This window comes from Nonlabens sp., from assembly GCF_051251825.1.
Classification (GTDB): Bacteria; Bacteroidota; Bacteroidia; order Flavobacteriales; family Flavobacteriaceae; genus Nonlabens.
In genome coordinates this window covers 197,975-220,202 of sequence record NZ_JBPOGG010000003.1, presented here as the reverse complement: position 1 = coordinate 220,202, position 22,228 = coordinate 197,975, and the positions used below count along the sequence as shown (strand labels likewise).

10 protein-coding genes are annotated in these 22,228 nt (G+C 37.6%); 3 read left to right on the top strand and 7 right to left on the bottom strand.

What is annotated here, in order from left to right:
• Positions 1-128 precede the first annotated feature (128 nt).
• The 3 genes from ACSHWW_RS06005 to miaA are packed head-to-tail and all read left to right on the top strand — an operon-like array spanning position 129 to position 4,313.
• Complete coding sequence (locus ACSHWW_RS06005; protein ID WP_435681517.1) at positions 129-2,543, top strand: alpha-ketoacid dehydrogenase subunit alpha/beta; 2,415 nt, start codon at positions 129-131, stop codon at positions 2,541-2,543.
• A complete protein-coding gene (locus ACSHWW_RS06000; protein WP_435681516.1) occupies positions 2,543-3,406 on the top strand; it encodes an ion transporter in 864 nt (287 codons plus the stop codon). The genes ACSHWW_RS06005 and ACSHWW_RS06000 overlap by 1 nt, the downstream gene beginning before the upstream one ends.
• Positions 3,399-4,313, top strand: coding sequence for a tRNA (adenosine(37)-N6)-dimethylallyltransferase MiaA (miaA, locus tag ACSHWW_RS05995; protein WP_435681515.1), 915 nt, complete (start codon positions 3,399-3,401; stop codon positions 4,311-4,313). Before ACSHWW_RS06000 ends, miaA begins: the two co-directional genes overlap by 8 nt.
• Positions 4,314-4,316: 3 nt before the next feature.
• Here miaA and ACSHWW_RS05990 read toward each other — a convergent pair whose 3' ends face one another.
• The 7 genes from ACSHWW_RS05990 to ACSHWW_RS05960 form a co-directional block, all read right to left on the bottom strand.
• Positions 4,317-5,033, bottom strand: a complete 717-nt coding sequence (locus tag ACSHWW_RS05990) for a response regulator transcription factor (RefSeq protein WP_435681514.1) — start codon at positions 5,031-5,033, stop codon at positions 4,317-4,319.
• A 4-nt stretch (positions 5,034-5,037) separates the two neighbouring features.
• Positions 5,038-6,618, bottom strand: a complete 1,581-nt coding sequence (locus tag ACSHWW_RS05985) for a sensor histidine kinase (RefSeq protein WP_435681513.1) — start codon at positions 6,616-6,618, stop codon at positions 5,038-5,040.
• Positions 6,619-6,692: 74 nt separating this feature from the next.
• Positions 6,693-7,292: a dephospho-CoA kinase gene (gene coaE / locus ACSHWW_RS05980; protein WP_435681512.1), complete on the bottom strand. Its 600-nt coding sequence runs from the start codon at positions 7,290-7,292 to the stop codon at positions 6,693-6,695.
• Positions 7,289-8,215 carry a hypothetical protein gene (locus ACSHWW_RS05975; RefSeq protein WP_435681511.1) on the bottom strand — a complete coding sequence of 309 codons (927 nt, stop codon included), beginning with the start codon at positions 8,213-8,215 and terminating at the stop codon, positions 7,289-7,291. The genes coaE and ACSHWW_RS05975 overlap by 4 nt, the downstream gene beginning before the upstream one ends.
• Positions 8,216-8,220: 5 nt before the next feature.
• A complete protein-coding gene (locus tag ACSHWW_RS05970) occupies positions 8,221-9,210 on the bottom strand; it encodes a glycosyltransferase (protein WP_435681510.1) in 990 nt (329 codons plus the stop codon).
• Positions 9,211-9,296: 86 nt separating this feature from the next.
• Positions 9,297-16,259 (bottom strand): fibronectin type III domain-containing protein, encoded by a 6,963-nt coding sequence (locus ACSHWW_RS05965; RefSeq protein ID WP_435681509.1) that lies wholly within the window; start codon positions 16,257-16,259, stop codon positions 9,297-9,299.
• Positions 16,260-16,409: 150 nt separating this feature from the next.
• On the bottom strand, positions 16,410-22,127 hold the full coding sequence (locus tag ACSHWW_RS05960) for a choice-of-anchor J domain-containing protein (protein WP_435681508.1): 5,718 nt from the start codon (positions 22,125-22,127) through the stop codon (positions 16,410-16,412).
• Positions 22,128-22,228: the final 101 nt, after the last annotated feature.

The following is a 22,228-nucleotide window of genomic DNA, read 5'->3' as shown; positions in this document are numbered from 1 at the left end:
GCTCAATAACAATTCTTTAATCATTCCGGCAAGTTAACTATCTTAACTTAATTATAGTACAGCATTGCCGTTACACCTGTTGCATCTACAACACGTAATCCTTACCTTTGCAGTAATAGAAAAGACCTATGCACACAGAAGAAATCCAAGATCAAAAACTAGCTAAATCTGACTTTAAAGATGAAGTTATAAAAGACTATAAAATTGCGGTTACTAGCCGTGAATGTAGCCTTTTAGGACGTCGTGAAGTTCTTACGGGTAAAGCAAAGTTTGGAATCTTTGGTGATGGTAAAGAAGTGCCACAACTGGCTTGGGCACGTGCATTTGAGAATGGTGATTTCCGTAGTGGATATTATCGTGATCAAACCTTTATGATGGCCATAGGAGAACTAACTATTGAGCAGTTTTTTGCAGGTCTTTATGCAAACACTGATATTAAAGAAGAACCTATGAGCGCTGGTCGCCAGATGGGTGGACACTTTGCTACACATAGTTTAAATGAAAATGGAAGTTGGAAGCGACTCATAGATCAGAAAAACTCTAGTGCTGACATCTCTCCTACCGCTGGACAAATGCCGCGTTTACTAGGTCTTGCTCAAGCTTCAAAAGTTTATAGACATAACGATTTAATCCCTGAGGATAACGGCTTCTCTAATAAAGGAAATGAAGTAGCTTGGGGAACGATAGGTAATGCGAGTACGAGTGAAGGACATTTTTGGGAAACATTTAATGCTGCTGGAGTTCTTCAAGTCCCCATGGTTATAAGTGTGTGGGATGATGAATATGGAATCTCTGTTCACGCAAGACATCAAACTACTAAAGAAAGTATATCAAAAATTCAAGCAGGTTTCCAGCGTGATAATGATGATAAAGGTTACGAAATCATGACTGTAAAAGGTTGGGATTATGTTGCTCTTGTGGAGACTTATGAAAATGCTAGCAAAATAGCTCGAGAAGAACATGTACCTATAATGATTCATGTTCAAGAATTAACACAACCACAAGGTCATAGTACCAGTGGTTCTCATGAGCGTTATAAGAATGAAGATCGATTAGAATGGGAACGCACTTATGATTGTAATGTTCAGTTCCGCAAGTGGTTGATTGATAATGACTTTGCGACAGACGATGAACTTTCTGAGATAGAAAATGATATAAAGAAGCAAGTGCGTGATGGAAAGAAAGCAGCTTGGTCTTCTTTTGTTCAACCTATGGTTCAGGAACGTGACGCAGTTTTACCATTATTAGATGCTGTTGCAAATCAATCTGCTGATGGTGTTTTTATTAAACCTATGGTAGAGAAGTTAAGATCTACTAAAGAACCTATACGCAAAGAAATACTGGAAACGGTGCGTAAAACATTACGTTATACGCTTAAAGAAAAAAGTGATTCCATAACTGCTCTCAATAACTGGTTAGACCGTTACAGCAAAGAAATACAAAGAAAATACAGTAGTTATTTATATAGTGAATCTGATCAAGCGGCAACTAAAATTGATGCTGTTGCACCTAGTTATAACGATGATTCTGAGGAAGTTGATGCACGTGTAATTATGCGTGATAATTTTGATGCGATTTTTGCTTCTCGCCCAAATACGATGATCTTTGGTGAAGATGCTGGTGAGATAGGCGATGTAAATCAAGGTCTGGAAGGAATGCAGGAGAAGTATGGTGAATTGCGCGTTTCTGATACAGGAATACGTGAAGCAACGATACTAGGTCAAGGAATAGGTCTCGCTTTGCGTGGATTAAGACCTATTGCAGAGATTCAATACTTAGACTACCTACTCTACTGTTTACAAATCATGAGTGATGATCTTGCAACCGTTCAATATAGAACCGCAGGAAGACAAAAAGCTCCATTAATCATAAGAACTCGTGGTCATAGATTAGAAGGAATATGGCATAGTGGTTCACCTATGGGTGGAATCATCAATAACGTACGCGGTATCCACGTTCTAGTTCCACGTAATATGACTCAAGCGGCTGGTTTTTACAACACCATGTTAGAAAGTGATGATCCAGCATTAATTATAGAATGCTTGAACGGTTATCGATTAAAAGAAAAACTACCGACCAACCTAGGATCATTCAGAACTCCTATAGGAAAGATTGAGGTTCTTAAGGAAGGAAAAGACATTACGGTACTTTCTTATGGTTCAACTTTACGTATCATTGAAGATGCTGCAGTAGAACTAGAAAGAGCTGGAATAGATATAGAATTAATAGATGTTCAATCTTTATTACCATTTGACATCAGTCATGAAATCAGTTCTAGTATTGCAAAAACAAACAGATTACTTGTAGTAGATGAAGATGTTCCTGGTGGAGCAAGCGCTTTTATTTTACAGCAAGTTGTAGATATTCAAAATGCATGGAGGCATTTAGATAGTAAGCCACAAACTCTTACTGCACAAGCACACAGACCAGCATATGGAACAGATGGTGATTACTTCTCTAAACCTAGTGTAGATGATGTGTTTGATAAAGTTTATGAAATTATGAACGAGGCAAATCCTGTTAAGTATCCTAAAAACGCATAATGTCACCTATCAAAACTGCACCAGCCTGGAAACGTAAACTTCATGAAGTTATCTATGAAGCAGACACTCCTGCAGGAAAGTTATTTGATGTTGTTTTATTAGTAATCATCATAATCAGTCTTATACTTGTGATGCTGGAAAGTGTTCCAGGATTAGGAGCTAAATATGCAGATGAGTTCATTACAGCTGAGTGGATTGTCACGATATTCTTTACCATTGAATACATTCTTAGAATAATTTCTATAAATAAACCTACCAAGTATATTTTCAGCTTTTATGGAATCATAGATTTCCTATCTACAGTTCCATTATATCTCACGTTCTTCTTTGGTGGCCTTAACGCATTATTAGCTGTACGTTCTTTAAGACTATTAAGAGTTTTCAGGATTTTAAAAATTACGAGATATATAGGCGCCGCAGATAAGTTGAGTAAGGCGATTAAAGCCAGCGGACCTAAAATTGCGGTATTCTTATTTGCAGTAATGATAGTTTCTATCATTTTTGGAACGCTCATGTACCTCGTTGAAGGTCCTGAGCATGGATTTGACAGTATTCCTAAATCCATTTACTGGTGTATCGTTACATTAACCACAGTAGGTTTTGGTGATATCGCACCGCAAACTCCTCTTGGTCAGTTTCTAGCTACCATTATCATGATTATGGGTTATGGAATTATCGCAGTTCCTACCGGAATAGTAAGCGCAGAGTATTCCCAAGATTTACTAAAAGGAAAGGAAAGGACTCCTGAAAATGACCCTAATTATAGACATGTAAATACTCAAGTGTGCCAAAATTGCATGGCCAGAAAACATCAAGACACTGCTAAATATTGTCATAAATGTGGATACTCTCTAGATGTCTAGTAAAACACTTATCGTAATAGTAGGTCCTACTGCGGTGGGAAAAACTTCTTTAAGTATCGCTTTCGCGAAAGCGTATCAAACAGAAATCATTTCCTGCGACTCTAGACAATTCTTCAAAGAAATGACCTTAGGAACTGCAGTTCCAGACATGGAAGAACTTGCTGCGGCACCACATCATTTTATTCAAAACCTAAGTATCCACGATTCATACTCAGTAGGAGACTTTGAAAGAGATGCGGTTTCTATATTAGAAAAATTATTTGCAGAAAAAGATGTAGTTATTATGGTAGGCGGCAGCGCCTTATATGAAAAAGCGGTTACTCATGGACTTGATGATTTACCTGAAATTCCAGATTCTATAAATGAAGCTGTAGAGCAATTATATGAACAAGAAGGAATAGAAGCGTTGCAGAGTGAATTAAAACTACTAGATAAGTCCTACTATGATATCGTGGATCTCCAAAACCCGAGAAGATTAACAAGAGCAATTGCTATATGTAGAGCGACCGGTAAAACATTTACTGAATTGCGTTCAGGAAGTAGAAAACAACGTGATTTCAATATTATAAAAGTAGGTCTGGATGCACCTAGAGAGGAATTGTATGATCGCATTAACTCGAGAGTAAATGTCATGCTGGAAAGTGGACTCTTAAACGAAGTAGAACAGTTAAAATCGTACAAAAATTTAGTGAGTCTCAAAACAGTAGGCTATCAAGAATTCATGCCTTATTTTGAAAACGAGTATGACTTAGAGGAAGCCATAAGGTTAGTGAAACGCAACTCTCGCAGGTTTGCAAAACGCCAGATGACCTGGTATCGCAAAGATGACAGCGTGACGTGGTTCCACTATAAAACTCGCCACACTGATATTGTGCAGCGAGTTAGTGAAAAACTTATGGAGTTTTAAGGTTTAAAAATCTACTTGATCTTTTACAAGCAAACGGAAACCTTCACCATGAATATTAACGATTTCTACGTTTTCGTCAGCTTTTAAGTACTTACGTAGTTTTGCAATATACACGTCCATACTACGAGATGTAAAGTAGTTATCATCTCTCCATATTTTAGTAAGCGCTAGTTCACGAGGCATTAAATCATTAAGGTGTAATGCTAGCAATCTCAACAATTCATTTTCCTTAGGTGATAATTTGATAGGATCTTGATTTGCAAGAGTTAAGAATCTTAACTTTGAATTCAAGTGGAAATTCCCTATTTGGAATTCAAATTCCTTAGAGTCTGCAACACTATCAGCACCTTTACGCTGAATGATAGCTCTTATTTTCATAAGTAGCACCTCACTGTCAAATGGCTTATTCAAGTAGTCGTCTGCTCCTACTTTGTAACCTCTTAAAACATCTTCCTTCATTGCTTTGGCAGTTAGGAAAATAATAGGCACTTCTTCATTTTTTTCTCTGATCTCTTTAGCTAGAGTAAAACCATCTTTATATGGCATCATCACGTCTAGGATACAAAGATCATAGTTGTCTTTTTTGAATTTCTCAAAACCTTCCATTCCATTCTTGGCATGAACTACATCAAAGTCGTTCATCATCAAGTAATCTTTTAATACAGTTCCGAAATTCGGGTCATCTTCTACTAGAAGAATTTTTTTGTTTATAGTTTCCATAAGTTTAAGTTATTATAGGTAATTTAATTATAAATGTGCTTCCCTGGCCTTTTACACTCTCCACGTAAATTTCTCCACCATGATCTTCAATTATGCGTGATGCATAAGCGAGTCCTAATCCGTGTCCTTTTACATTGTGAATGTCACCAGTGTGTTCTCTAAAAAATTTCTGGAATATTTTACGTTGAGCTGCTTTACTCATTCCTATTCCTTGATCTCTTACTTTAATGACAATTTTGTCTTTTATATTTTCAGTATATACATCTATCACTGGAGCTTCCATCTCATCTGTATACTTAATCGCATTTTCAAGAACGTTAACAAACACATTGCTTAGATGACTCTCATTTGCATTTACTAAAGTTCTCAAGGCTCCAAAATGAGTATGCAATTCACCACCACGTTGTTCTAGTATGAGCATGATATGAGAAATACTATCTTCAAGTACGTCATTAAGGTCGTGAGGTTCCTTTTCAATATCTAAATCATTTTTCTCTAACTTAGAGATACGCAATACATTTTCAACTTGTGCATGCATTCTTTTATTCTCTTCTCTAATCATTCGCAAGTAGTTAGCTACTTTGTCTGGATCAGAGTTTATTTTAGGATGTTTTAACGAGTCTAGCGCTAGGTTAATAGTTGCAATAGGTGTTTTAAACTCATGCGTCATATTATTAATAAAGTCTGTCTTAATTTGAGAAATTTGACGTTGTCTAAATAGTTGGGTAATAGCACTAGAATATGCGATAACAATTATTAATGTAAAAACTAGGGATAGACCAGCCATTCCCATAATGGATGAGATGATAAATTTTTGACGACCAGGTAAGTTTAAATAAAGTTTATAGGATTGTTCATCGTTATTCTCTGTTTCAAATAGAGGCTCGCCCCAACTTTTATCTGTGCTAAAATCAAAATTTGAAGATTGAATACGAGTTGGGAAATTATCTTGATAGATGGCAAATTCAAATGTTGAATTAATTTGTCGTTGTTTTAATTCTCTTGTAATTAACGCTTTCACTTGTTCATTTGTGACTCGCTGAGTAATAGGCAAACTAGACGATATTCCAGCGATAGATTCCATTAGGAATTTGCGCTCCAAAACATCCCATTTATTAATCTGCTCAAATGATTCTTCACTGTTGATAGAATTCCCATCTAAGGATTGAGACTGCTTGATTGTTTTAACCTTACGATTGAGAAGTTTAGTAAATAGCAGGCTGTCCATCTCAATGTCTAGTAATTGAGGATTAAGTTTATAATTCTGACCTAAAACACTACTGGAGTACGTTATGGACTCATCGAGATTTGCGTCTCTTAATCTTAATAAAAGTGAGCTCATGTTTACAGATTCAGGTGCCACACCTAAACTATCTACAGCACGATTGACTTCTTTATAATAGTATTCAACCTCTTGGTTCTCTATTTCATCTGCAACATTTACAAGTGATTGACGCACAGCAAAATCAAATTGATCCTGTCTACCATTGATACTATCTACAATCCAATAAATTTGAACCGCAATAATTCCTGCTAGAGAAATACTCATTATCCCAATAAGAAAGTAAAGTAAGCGTTGCTGCATGAACAAATTTAACACTATCGCAAAGTGTTAAAAAGCGTTTAACCAAATGTTAACAAGAATAGCTGAATTATCAATTAATCATTAATTAACAAAAACTGATAAACATTATTAACCTTACAAGGGATTGATTCTAGATTATCATTAATAATTACAAAATTAGAGCCTTGTAGTTTTTTAATTTCATCCCATTGGTGATTCATACGGGCAATTACTTCTTCTCGCTTTACACCATCTCGAGCCATTACTCTTTTAATGCGTTCTTCAATTGGCGCGGTCACAAGAATGACTTCATCACAATTTAAATAACCACCTGATTCAAAAAGTATCGCTGCTTCATAGATAATAAAAGGCGCATTACTCTGTGTCTTACAGAATTGTTTAAAATCTAATCGTACTGCTGGGTGTAAAATAGCGTTCAATCCTTCTAGCAAGGATTTATCGTTAAATACCTTAGATGCAATAAAAGGTCGATTAGCAACTTCTCGATCTCCTTCAGTAATATAAGAATCTGGTCCTAATAGATTTTTTACTGCCTTTTTAACTTCATTATCACAAGAAAGTAATTCCTTAGATCGATCATCTGCGATATAAAGTGGAATCCCTAGTTTTTCAAATTCCCTAGCAACTGTGGTTTTACCACTACCTATTCCTCCTGTTAGTCCTATGATTCTCATTGTATAGAAAGTAATTGAATTTGTTTAGGAGCATGTCTTACTGCACTTATAATACCTTCTTTATAAATAACTTGAGGCACTACAGTGTTAAAATCATTTTCCAGTTCTAAATAATCGATCTCCACTTTAAAATCTGCTGCAGAGATCTTATCATAATCCTTAAGTTGACAATTAAAAACCACGTCCACCTCAGACGGAATGATCTTAAGAGTCACATTTGATGGTACATTGAGTACGTTTACTGGAATTTGAAAATTTCCTTCAGTCATTACAGCGGCATTCACCACATAATCTATAGTTTGAGGTGCTGTTTTAAATTCTGTGAAAATAGTACTGAGATTTATTTGTTTTACAGTTACTGTATCTATAATATTTACCGTCGGGATTTTTATTTTAAGTTCTTTGACTTCACTTATCAGTTTGTCATTGCCTGTGATTAAAACAGAGTCTGGATTAAAATAAGGCGTAGAAATAGATTGTAAATTCTCTTCATATTTAATTTCAAAATCTGCAATTAATGGAACTTGCTTTGCGCTAAATTCGACTACTTGAATTTCCATTTTAGAAGTTGTAACATAGTCAACTTTAAAATCATTACTTAAATACTCCTTAATACTACCCGTTGCTATAGAAGGTATAAAATAATACCGCCCATTTTCTTGAGTTACATAATCTTGAAAATCAAGAACTACTGAAGGAGAAAAGAATGTTGCATTCAGCAATTTAAAACCATTTCCAGTAAGTTCAACATCTATGTGGATATCCTGTGATTCTTTTACTTGAATACGCGCAGGAATATTACTCCACTCCACTTCTACCGGAATATGTTGTGAGTAGGTTTGATTGTATTTAAAAACAAACCACAATAATGCCGCTGCAATCAAAAAAAACAAAAATGTCAACCACTTTCTATATTCCATCATCGAGATTAGTTAAAAAATAAATAAGGAAATTGTTTTTGCTCTTTTTTCCTCAAAACTTTTAAATGAAAAAAAGATTTTAAAAATCCATGGCCATAACCTGTAAACTGAATGAATACCGCAAAGACGGACATGAAACCAATCTTAATTCCGTTGAGAATGGAGCTATGAATAAATATCATTAAAAAGTATAACCCAAATATTGAGAATAACCACGGAAAACCTACTAACAATAGGATTATAGAAACGCAGAAAGTTGTTATAAATAAACTAGGCAATAGGTAAATCAGCTTTTTAGTTTGAGGATGCCATTTATTCAAAATAACTCTCACCATACCAAATTTTTTCACTTGCTTATAAAACAGCTTCCAGGATATACGTCTTTCATGATATACATAAGCCTCTTTAATCAAACGTGTTTTAAAACCGGCTTGCCATAATCTTATGCTTAAATCGGGATCTTCTCCTGGATGTATCTTACCAAATCCACCAGTCATTTCAAATGCTTTTTTACTCAATCCCATATTAAAACTACGCGGTTGAAATTTATCTAGTTTCTCTCCACCACCACGTATTCCACCTGTAGTAAAAAATGAAGTCATGGAATAGTTGATAGCTTTTTGTAAAGAGCTAAAACTTTCATGTGCAGCATCAGGTCCTCCATAACAATCTACATAATTAGCTTTTAATGCCGCTTGAGCAGATTTCAGATAGGATTGTGGCAGGATACAGTCACTATCTAAAATGATATAATAGTTTCCTTGTGCACGCTGCATCCCATAATTACGAGAATCTCCTGGTCCAGAATTAGGCTTGAAAAAGTAGGATATATTTACGCTTTCGCGAAAGCGAGAACAAACAGACTTACAGTCTCTAGTAGAACCGTCTTCAATGATGACAACTTCAAAATCATCTTGAAAATCTAATTTTGAGATACTCAATAGCAGCTTCTCCACCTCTTCAGGGCGATTAAAAACGGGAACTATAAATGAAAACATCAAACCATCCATTAGGTAAAAATAGGCAATAAAAAAAAGGCTGTTCTATTAAGAACAGCCTTTTTGAAAAAGTTATTTAAACTAATCTACTCTTTAATAACTCTGATCGTAGAAGTACGACCGTCTGTAGTTACTTGAACTAGATAAACTCCAGTTCTAAGAGTGGACATGTCAATTTGAGCATTTGCAACTGTAGGATTAACAGTTAACACTTGCTGACCTAGCATGTTTAATACAGTAGCAGTTTCAATGTTTTGAACACCATTAATGTTCAATACATCTTTTACTGGATTAGGATAGAAACTGAATCCTAATGATTCTATTGAATTGATACTAGCTGTTGTATCAATTGTAAAGTTATCTACAAAGAACTCAGTGTCTGGTGTAGCACCAGTAGTACCGTTTGTTCCCCAGAATGCTAACTGTACAATTCCAGAATAAGCACTTAAATCAACTACAACATTTTGTCCCGTATTAGAGATTGTTGTTGTAGAATCCCAAGTCTGTAGTGCTGTCCACGTTACACCTGCATCATCAGTGATAAGTAACTGTACTTGTTGATCACCGGCAAAGGCTGTAGCGTTAGAGTTAGCAAAACCTGTATGAGCAATATCAAATATCGCTTCAAAAGTAGTAGTACCTAAATCAAATTCTGGAGTTACTAACCAGTCATTAATAGCTGCTGTATTCCAAATATTAATTTTGGCAGATTGCCCATTTGCACTTGCTACATCATTTCCAAAGTTATCAGTTACCCAAGCACCATCAGCTCCGTTAGGACCTGCAGCTACTAAAGTATCATCACCTTCTGACCAACATACTCCTGGATAAGCAGCAAAATCATTTCCTGGTGCTCCTGCAACTGCTCCACCATAAGGCGCTAGAATAGGCGCACAATCTGTAGAGAAGTTTAATGGACCAACCCATGAACTAAAGTTACCCATACCACAATCTGCTCTTACATATAATTCAAAACTTGAAGAAGAAGCAAGACCACTTACAGACTCTGCTGTATTCATAGTAGAAGTTCCCGCACCACTTGGTGCTCCTGATCCTGAAGGAAGTACTGCGTATTCCCATACTGTTTCAGATCCACCAGCTACCCATGAAATATCAACCGAAGTTGCCGTAATATTTGCAGCAGCAAGATTTGTAGGAGGCAAACAACCATTAAAGTCATCTACAATTACATCATCTAGAGAAATATCACCTCCAAATGAAGCACCACGAGTACCTCTAAATCGGATTTGAATTGTACTACCGTTAAATGCACTTAAACCTACAATGGTAGTTTGCCATGCGTCAGCCTGATTAGCTTGTTGTTGTCCTACTAATGTAAATACATCTGCAGTCCAACCAGTTCCATCATTTACATCTACATGTAATGTATCAAAATCAGGACCCCACATGTGATAAGAGAACGTCAACGCTGGATTAGTTAATGCTGACATATCAATTAATGGAGAAAGTAATTCTGCTTCATCACCTAAAGCTCCACTAGAAGCCTCAGTAAAGAAGTAATTAGCTCCTGAAGCCGCAGCTGTAGGACCTGTATTAGTAGAACCTGTTCCACCAGTACTCACATCCCAAGTATAACCAGTTGTTTGAGGTGTACTCCAACAGTTTTGGTCAGTAAATGCAGTTGTAACTGTAAACGTTTCAAAACCTTCATTATAAGGAGCTACAATCGCAGAACATTCAGTTGTGAATGTTGCTGGACCTGCTGTGCTACTTAAAGTACCCATTCCACAATCTGCTGTGATATAGAAATCATAACATGTTTCACCTGTTAAACCAGTGATTTGGAAACCACTATTAGTAGTAGCTACAACTGTAGTACCTGCTCCTGGTGTAAATCCACATGGTCCATATTCTACATTCCATGAAGTAGCCATTCCGTTTTCATTCCATGATAAATCAGCAGTTGTATCAGTAACGTTTGCTGATGAAAGTATAGAAGGTTGTGCACAAGCAGGTAACTCATCAAATACTACGTTATCAATTGAAGTATCACCAAGTGTGTTAGTTCCTACCTTTTCAGCTCTAAATCTTACTTGTACCGTAGTACCAGTGAAAGCAGATAAGTCTATTACACTTAGTTCCCATGGCGCACTACCACTTGCTTGTTGTTGACCTTGTATTAAAACAACATCATTAACATATCCTGATCCGTCATTTACATCTACATGTAAATTACCTATTCCAGCACCAAACATGTGATAATTAAACTGAACAGAAGGATTAGTAAGAGCTGAAACATCAACTAAAGGTGATGTAAGGACAGCTTCACTACCTGCTACTCCACCATTTGCTTCAACATAGAAATAGTTAGTACCATTGAATGCCGCGTCAGGTCCTGTATTTGCAGATGGAGTGCTACCTGCATTATCAAGGTTCCAGTCATATGGTGTGAAACTGGTACTATTGAAAGTAGCTTTCCAACAATTTTCTTCTGTAACGTCTAAACTAGCTGTAAACGTTTCAAAGTCTTCTAGATAAGGAGCCGTAAGTGGTAAACATTCCGTTTTAAACGTGAATGGACCTATCGTGTTACTAAACGCACCACCACCACAATCTGAAGTCACATAGAAATCATAAAGTGTATCTGGCATTAAACCAGTAGCAGTTTCAGGATTAGTAGCTGCAGCATTAGAATATGCTGCTGGCATAGTTCCTTGAGCAACACCTTGAGGCTGTACTTCTACAGACCAAACTGTTGATGCACCATTCTCAGTCCAAGCTAAATCAGCTGTAGAGTCTGTAATGTTAGTCGCGGTTAAGAAATTAGGATTAGGACAAGCTGGTAGCTCATCTACTCTAAAGTCATCTAAACTAATATCACCTTCAAAAGATCCGTTTGCTGTTGCAATAAATCTGAATTGAACAGTAGCTCCTGCATAAGCAGTTAAGTCATTAATCTGTGCAATAAAAGGATCAGCTTGTGCTGTTTGAATTGCTCCAGGTCCTAATGTAACTACATTAACCCAACCTGTACCATCATTAATCTCAAGATCTAAAGAACCTATTTGAGCACCAAACATGTGGTAGAAAAATTCTACTGAAGGTGTAGTTAATGGAGATAAGTCAATTAAAGGACTAACTAAAGTTGCTGTCGCTCCTGCTGCAGCACCTGATGCCTCAGTATAGAAGTAATTAACACCACTATTTGCACCTGCAGGACCTGTTCCTGTTGATGGTGTGCTAGCTGCACCATCCACATTCCAATCAAAACCTGAAGTAGCACTTGCCGTCCAACATAATTCTTCTACAAAGGTAGTAGATGGAGCAAAAGTTTCATAGTCTTCAAAGTAAGGTGCTGATATTGCATCACATAATGTTTGGAAAGTCACTGGACCAACCCAAACAGAAGTATCACTAGCACCACAAATAGCTCTTACATAAAAGTCATATTGAGTACTACCTTGTAATCCAGTTACAGTGTAAGGCTTAGTCACTGCCGATGCTGTTCCACCAAGTGGAGCTGCAGGAGGCGTTCCTTGCGTATAACCTACTGGTCCCCATTCTACATCATAAGTTGTAGCTGTACCATTTTCAGTCCAATCAAAAGTTGCATCTGTAATTGTAATAGATGTATCATCAACTGCAACCATAGTAGGTGCCGGACATGTAGGAATCTCATCTACTCTAAAGTCGTCAATAGAAATATCACCTTCCCAAGATCCAGCAGCTTTTTCAGCTCTTAATCTTGTTTGAATAACAGTTCCTGTTAACGTTACCGTAGATAAGTCAATTATTCTTGGCAACCAATCATCTGCTTGCGCAGTTTGTTGTTGACCTACGATCATATCTACGTCATTGATCCATCCTGTTCCATCGTTTACATCTACGTGCAAAGTTCCCATATCTCCACCAAACATGTGGTACATAAATTGGATAGAAGGAGTAGTAAGTCCTGCAATGTCAATTAAAGGCGACACTAATAATGCTTCATCACCAGCTGTACCAGAAGAAGCTTCAACATAGAAATAGTTTGTTCCACTGAAAGCCCCAGTCGGACCAGTACCAGAAGATGGAGTAGATGCGTTATTATCTACATTCCAATCATATGCTCCAACAGCTGTTGCTGCCCAACAATTTTCTTCAACAAATAATAAAGTAGCTGTAAACGCTTCAAAATTATCTACATAAGGCGCAGTAAATGTTGCACATTCTGTTGTAAAGGTAGCAGGACCTGTAGCGGCACTCAACGTACCCATTCCACAGTCTGCAGTTATATAGTATTCATAACATGTAAATGCTGTAAGACCAGTAATTGTGAATGGATTCATCGTAGCAGCTACTGTTGTTCCACTTCCTGGAGTAAATCCACATGGACCATATTCTATATTCCAAGCTGTTGCTGAGCCATTTTCATTCCAAAGAATCTCAGCAGTAGTATCTGTAAGAGTACCAGCAGTTAAAGCTGAAGGCTGAGGACAAGCTGGAATTTCATCAAATACGACATCATCTATTGCTATATCAGAAAGACCTGTGAAAGCCGTTTCTGTTCTTTCTGCTCTAAATCTTACTTGAACAGTTCCTGAAGTATTAAATGGTAATAAATCTACCACTTGAACATCCCATGGTGCATTACCACTAGTTTGCTGTTCACCAGTAAGAACTAATACATCGTTAGTAAAACCAGAACCATCATTTACATCTACATGTAATATTCCTGTTGCTGCTCCAAACATATGTGAAGAGAACTGCATTGCAGGTGCTGTTAAAGCAGATATATCAACGATAGGCGCTAATAAAATAGCTTCATTACCAGCAACTCCTCCATTTCCTTCTACATAGAAGTAATTAGAACCACTACTTGCCGAGTCAGGACCAGTGTTTGCTGTAGGAGTACTTCCTGCACCATCCACATTCCAATTCCATTCTGTACCAGTCGTTGAATTCCATGATCCTTCCCAACAGTCTCCTGATGTAAAATCAACTGCTGCTGTAAACATTTCAAAGTCTTCAGTAATTGGTGCTGCTAGTGGAGCACACTTTGTAGTAAATGTGAAAGGACCAGCCCATCCACTAAATCCATCTGTTCCACAATCAGAACGTACATAAAAATCATAAGTAGTCTCTGGCATTAATCCAGTTGCTGTTTCAGGATTTGAAGCTGTAAGGTTTTCATATGCTGCACCAGCAGTTCCTTGAGCAACTCCTGTAGGCTGTACTTCTACTTCCCATGATGTTGCAAGTCCATTTTCAGACCAGCTCAGTATAGCACTTGTATCAAGAATAGCATCTGTAGCTAATAAATTAGGATCTGGACATGGAGGTAATTCACCTACTATCACATCATCAATAGCGATATCTCCTTCAAAAGTACCACCTGAAACGGCTCTGAATCTAATTTGTACCGTTTGACCAGCATAAGCTGCCATGTTTACTATTTGTAATAAAAATGCGTCAGCTTGTGCTGTTTGTTGAGCGCCAGAAATGGTATTAACAGCAACCCAACCTGCACCACTTAAATCATTCACTTCAAGAATTAAATCTCCTATTTGATTACCAAACATGTGGTAATAGAATTGAACAGAAGGATTTGTTAAACCTGAAAGATCAAACTGAGGTCCATTTAGTGTCGCAACACTTGTACCTGCAGAACCTGAACTTGCTTCAGTATAGAAATAATTAGTTCCTGAAAATGCAGAAAGTGGACCAGTTCCTGTAGAAGGAGTACCAGCTCCACTTACATTCCAGTCATAAGCATCAACTGCAGTTCCAGACCAACATAATTCTTCTATAAAAGTTGTAGTAGTTGCAAAATTTTCAAAATCCTCTATATATGGAGCTGCACTAGTAGGCGCAAAGGCTGTACATAAAGTCGTCGCTTCTATTTGAGTCGCAGAACTATAGTCTGGTAATGCAGGATCACATAAACCTCTTACATATATATCATACTTTGTTGCCGCAGTCAATCCTGATAAAGACACAGATGGTGTAGTCATAACATTCACAACTGTACCTTGAGGCGTAGCAGCAAATGGAGTGGTAATTGTTCCTACTGGAGCATATTCAAGTTCCCATTGAGTTTCTGTACTACCAGCTGCCCAATCTACATCCATACTATCAAATGAAATATTTGTAGCTTGTAATGCAGTAATCACCGGACATGAAATCGCAGTTTGTGCAGTATAAGGACCAACCCAAAGACTGAAGTCTCCCATTCCACAATCTATTCTAATAAAGAAATCATAACTCGTGTCTGACGCTAAACCTGTAACATCAGCAAAAGGAGCTGTAAATTGTTGAACTACCGTTCCACCACTACCTTGTGTATATGGCGTAGGTCCATATTCAACTTCAAATGTTGGATTTGGGTTACCATTTGCATCCCACGTAAATTGAACACTATTTGCTGTTTGAGTTACAGGAGTAAAAACTCCAGGTGAAGGACAAGACTCTGTAGTTGTAAAACTAACAGGACCTTGAGATGCACTGATATCAGTAGCACTACACTTAGCTCTAACGAATACGTCATAAGTAGTAACTGATGATAATCCCGTAATTGTTTCTGGATTATTCATAGTCGTTACAACCGTTCCTCCAGAGCCTACAGTATATGGACTAACTCCATATTCTATTTCCCATTCAGTTTCAGATCCACCAACAGTCCAAGCAATATCTGCTGAGTTTGCAAGTACGTTGTTTGTCGTAATTGCCGAAACCGTAGGACATGTAGGACATGTAACCGCACTGTTGTAATAATTACCTGTCGCTGGAGAGAATCCAGAGTTGACAACGATTATCCCTTCAGAGTCAAATAATGTAAACTCATTATCTCCTGGAGTCACAGAATCTGCGATGTAGTCCAGAGAAACAACGTCTCCATCATTTACAGCGATACTAACTGTGTTAATGTTTCCTGGTGGATTAGGAACCGTATAAACTGTAGGTGTCCCACTGTTTATAGTAACAGAAATCTGAGATCCGTTACCCCATCCATCCATAAAATTATCTACCATTTCTAATGAATAGTTACACTGGGCAGCCATCAAAGAAACCGTAAATAATGCTAGAATTGTAGCATAAAAATGTTTCATAATTTTATTTTAAGTTTTTATTAAGTTTTTGAAGATACGCATTAAGGAAGCATTAACAACAGAAGGATTATAATAATCGACGAAAACCATAAAATTTAGACAAAAAAAAGACTGCCCGTAGGCAGCCTTTAATCAAATGTATAAACAATATTACTTCATGATTACTCGCTCTGTAATTTTGTTTCCGTTTGAATCGATTTCAAGTAAATAAATACCAGTAGCAAATTCAGTCATATCCACGACTACATTGTTACTACTTACTTCTATAGTCTTCAATTGTTGACCTAAAAGGTTTGTAATCGTCACGTTATCTATGGTGATAGAGCTTTTAACATTTACTAAACCGTTTGAAGGGTTAGGATAAATTTGTAAATCCGCTTTCGCGAAAGCGTCTCCATTACTAGCCGTAGTGTCGATAGTGAAGTTATCGACAAAGAAGTCGTTATCTGCAGCATCTGTAACGGCACCATTAGTTCCCCAGAACGCCATTCTCACTACACCAGAATATGCAGCTAGATCAACAACCACATCATCTCCAGTCGGTGAAACTACTGTAGTAGCGTCCCAAGTTTCAATTGCGGTCCATGTTACACCACTATCAGTCGAGATTAAGAATAGTATTTGATCATCTGACCCTAGTGTAGCCTGGACACCAGTGCTATCACCGAATTCAGTTAAAGCAATATCAAATAATGCACTCATTCCATGTCCAGCAGCACCTAAATCAAAGTCAGGCGTCACTAACCAGTCTGCATCTCCTCCATTTGACCAGATGTTGATTTTTGCAGCTTGTCCATTTGTACTTGCTGTATCGTTTGCAAAATCATCTGTTTGCCAGTCACCGTTGTTACCGTTAGGACCAGTTGCCACATCTGTACTATTTCCTTCTTCCCAACATGTTCCAGGGAAAGTTGTAAAGTCATTTCCAGGTGTTGTGGCATTTCCATAAGGTGCTGGTATTACATCACAAAGTGTTGTAAAGTTTAGTGGCCCAACCCAATCGCTAAAGTTACTCATTCCACAATCTGCTCTTACATAAACTTCATAAGCTGTAACCGCAGTTAATCCAGACTCCATAACATTAGTTGCAGTAGCCGCAGTACCTGCAGCAGTAGGAACACCTGTTCCAGCAGCCTGAATTACATATTCCCAAGCTGTTTCAGTTCCACCAGCATTCCATGAGAAATCTGCAGTAGTTGCTGTTAAAGAATTAAGAACTAAGGTGTTAGGAGCAAGACATCCTGTAAATTCTTCAATAATGAAATTATCGATAGCTATATCAGACTCAAATCCGTTTCCACGTTCACCTCTAAATCTTATTTGAACTGTACCACCAGCATAAGGAGTTAATCCTAAAGTTGAAGTTGCATATGCATCACCTTCAGTAGCTTGCTGTTGTCCAGAAATCACAAGAACATCATTAACAAACCCAGTACCATCATTTACATCTACATGTAAATTACCCATATTCACACCAAACATGTGATAAGAGAAAGTTAAGGCAGGATTAGTCAATGCTGATATGTCTACAATAGGAGCATAAAGCTCAGCAATATCACCTAGTACACCACTTGAAGATTCTAGATACATATAGTTTCCTGTATTAATAGCCGGTGCTGGACCTGTTCCAGTAGAAGCTGTTAAAGTTGCAGGTGCAGCAACCCAACCAAGGTTAGATGTATTAACAGCAGACCAACAATTTTCAATGGTGAAGAAATCTGCAGCTCCAGGGAAAGTATTGGTAGTAGTAGTAAACGTTTCAAAATCCTCATTATAAGGAGCTGTCAACGGATTACATACGGTAGTAAACGTCAATACATCAGATGGCACACTTGCTGTTCCTGAACAGTCAAAGGTTACATAAACATCGTAACAAGTATTATCTGTTAATCCTGTGATAGTAAAAGGATTGCTAGTTGCAACAACGGTAGTACCTGATCCTGGAGTAAATCCACATGGTCCATACTCTACATTAACCGCTGTCGCTAATGGTTCAGTAGTCCAAGAAACAACAGCTGAATCATTTGCAAATGAGTCTATTGCCGTCATTAATGGATCTGGACACGCAGGCTGATCTTCTACAACCACGTCATCTATATACATTCTCCATCCATCAGTTGTTGATGGTGGAATTCTAAATGCGATATATACAGGACCTGTATAAGCAGATAAATCTATGATTTGCTCAGCATAAGTCGTATTACTCAACAATGTTACTGGCAATAAAGAATTAGTAAAATCAGCAGCATTTGAACCTGTGGTAGAAAGTAGAACTTCTAAATTATTAGGTTCTCCAGCACTTTGAACTCTATACTGATACTTTAATCTTTGTGCACCTGTTAAGTTTAATTGTGGTGATATTAAATAATCATCATCAGCTCCTCCATTGAAATCTGTAGTAATAGCAGCTACTTGATCTCCTTCAAAAGGATTAGTAGAATAATCAATATTCCACTGAACTCCATCACTATTTGCATCCAGTACAGACCAACATTGCTCAGTTGTACTTGCAGAGTTAAAGCCTTCTTGGAAAGGAACATCAAAAGCTACACACGCAGTACAAAATTCTCCTTTTACAGACCAAGGGCTAAATCCTCCAGTTCCACAATCAGATCTTACATAGTAATCATAACATTGATTTGCTATCAGACCTGTTAAGGTGAAAGGATTAGTTGCAGCAGTTACAACTGTTCCAGCTCCAGTACTAGGTAAGAAACCTACAGGTCCATATTCAATTTCCCAAGATGTAGAAGTACCTTGTTCCGTCCATGAAATATCGGCAGATGTGGTTGTAATGTTAGACGTCATTAACATTAAAGGCTCATCACAATCAGGAATTGCTTCAAATCTTACATTATCAATATACATTCTCCATCCATCAACTGTTCCAGGTGGAATTCTCCATGCAACATAAACATCACCTGTATAAGCTGATAAATCGATAGTTTCAGTCACATAAGCGACATTAGAATAACTTGTTACTGGCAATAACTGAGTTGTAAAGTCTGCAGCACTATTAGTGGTTGTAGAGATTAAAACTTCCATTTCATTAGGCTCACCAGCACTTTGCACTCTATAATCATAACGCACTCGATCATTACCTGTTAAAGTAATTGCTGGAGATATTAAATAGTCATCATCTGCTCCACCATTAAAATCGGTATTGATAGCCGCTACTTGATCTCCTTCACTTGTGTTAAAAGCATAATTTAAATCCCATGCATCTCCATCTCCGTTTTCATCCAGCACAGTCCAACAATCTTGTGTGGAACTCGTAGAATTAAATCCTTCACTAAATGGAACTGTAAAAGCAAGACAAGTTGTTCTTCCCACTAGTGGTCCTACTTGAGAACTAACACTTGTTGCACTACAGTTTGCAGTGATATAAAAATCAAACTCAGTATTATCAGTTAATCCAGAAAGTGAATAAGGATTAGTAGTAACTGTAATAACAGTTCCCGTTCCTGGCACGAAACCAACTGGACCATATTCAATATCCCATTCTGTTTCAGTAGAACCTGCAGTCCATGATAAATTAATTGTATCACTTGTACTAGAATCTACCGCAAATGCACTAGGAACTGGACAAGCTGGTGGTGGACCACATGTAACTGCAGCTTCCCAACCATCTTCTTGAACAGATCCGTCAGAAGTAAACACAAATGTGATACAACCTGAAGGCAAACTTCCTATCAACATCATCGTAGTTAAATCACCAGTACCTTGGAAAGCATTTGTACTTGCTGGATCCCAGCACCAAACATCACCTGTACCATTAGGAGGACTTATAATCGGGAAAGTAGTATCTGAACCTGCGTAGATCGTTAAACCATCATAACAGTTCATTGAAAAACTATTCTCTTCAGCATCAAATGCTGTAAAATCTACATAAACTACATCACCAGCATTATCTGGACAAATTGTATAAGTAGTGTTCTCACTTGCGCTATATCCAGCAGCAGTTCCTCCTGAATCTGTAAACACATCACCTGCACAATAATCTTTAGTAGTAGAAGCGGTTAATGAAACTGGGATAGATTCATCACCAGGAGCACAAACAGCTGTAATATATATTTCATATTCTGTATCACTCGTTAATCCTGGGATAGAAACATTAGTTACTGTAGGATTAGGAGCAACAACTGTCCCAGTACCTATTGTAAATCCAGGAGCACCGTATTCTACTCTCCATTCTGGCTCAGTTCCACCAGCAGTCCATGAAATATCTAAAGAAGTAGCAGATGTTAAATCAACCATTTCATCATAAATAACTGGACAAGTTGGTGGAGCGGCACATGTTACTGCAGCCTCAAAACCAGCTCTTTGCCCACCACCGTCAGATTCAAACACAAATGTGAAACATCCTGAAGGTAATTTTGCTATTAACAACTCTTGAACTAAATCTCCAGTTCCTGCTCCATTATCCCAACACCATTCAGTTCCACCACCTGGAGGATTAATAGTAGGTGAAGATGTATCTGGACCATCATAAACCGTTAAACTATCCCAACATCCCGCAAAAGAAGTTTCTAAAGCAAAAGCTGTGAAATCCACATAGACCACATCACCTGCGTTATCTGGACATACTGTATAAGTAAAATTCTCATTTGCGCCATAATCTCCTGATACTCCACCTGAATCCACTAACGGATCTCCATTACAATAATCTGCAGGTGTTAGAACACTTGCACATACTGGAGTCGATAAATCCATAGGACCACAAACTGCAGTTACACAAACGTCATAATTTACACCAGACATTAAACCAGTCAATGTATATGGATTGTTTGTAGTAATGTTTGCTACTGTTGTTCCAGTCCCTGCAGCAAATCCAGCAGGTCCGTATTCTATACTCCATTCTGTTTCTGTACTTCCTGCTGCCCATGAAACATCTACTGATGTCATACTTACGTTAGCAAATGAAATTCCTGAAATATCTGGACAAGATTGAGAAGTCGTTGCAGTATAAGGTCCAGCCCAAAGACTGAAATCTCCCATTCCACAATCGATTCTAATAAAAAAGTCATAAGTCGTATTTGCCGCTAGACCAGTCACATCAGCAAAAGGTGCTGTAAATTGCTGCACTACTGTTCCACCACCACCTTGAGTATATGGTGAAATTCCATATTCAACCTCAAATGTTGGATTAGGATTTCCATTTGCATCCCAAGTAAACTGTGCACTTGTTGCAGTTTGAGTTACAGGTACAAAATTTGAAGGCGTAGGACAAGATTCAGTTGTTGTAATACTGATTGGTCCTTGAGAATTACTAATGTCAGTTGCAGAACATTTTGCTCTTACATATACATCATAAGTAGTAATTGCACTTAAACCCATTACATTTCCTGGATTAGTAGTTACTGTAGTTACCTGACCAGTTCCAATTGTAAATCCAGTAGGACCTACTTCTATCTCCCATTCTGTTTCAGTACCTACGCTAGTCCAACCTATATCAGCAGAGTTTGCGGTAATGTTGTTTGAAGTAATATTTGTTACAGCAGGACATGTAGGACATGAAGCTGTACCGTTGAAGTAATTCCCTGTTGAAGGTGAGAAACCAGAATCAACAACCACGATTCCTTCAGAATCAAATAAGGTAAACTCATTATCTCCAGGCGTCACTGCATCGGCAATGTAATCAAGGAGTAATGTATCACCATCATTAACGGTTAAAGTAACCGTATTGATGTTTCCTGGCGGATTAGGAACTGTGTACACTGATGCGTTACCGTTAATGGTAACCGTCATTTGCGCTCCATTTCCCCATCCATCCATAAATGCGTCTCTCAATTCTAGAGAGTAATTACATTGAGCTGCCGCAATAGTGGCAGCAAACAACAATGCAATTGAAAGTAGTTTTTTTAACATAGGAATATTTGGTTTATTTTATAGGAGACAAGGTAATAATTTTAATGAAATATTAACTGTTAAAAATACAGTTGTTAAAAAGTCTTTATAAGTAGATTATT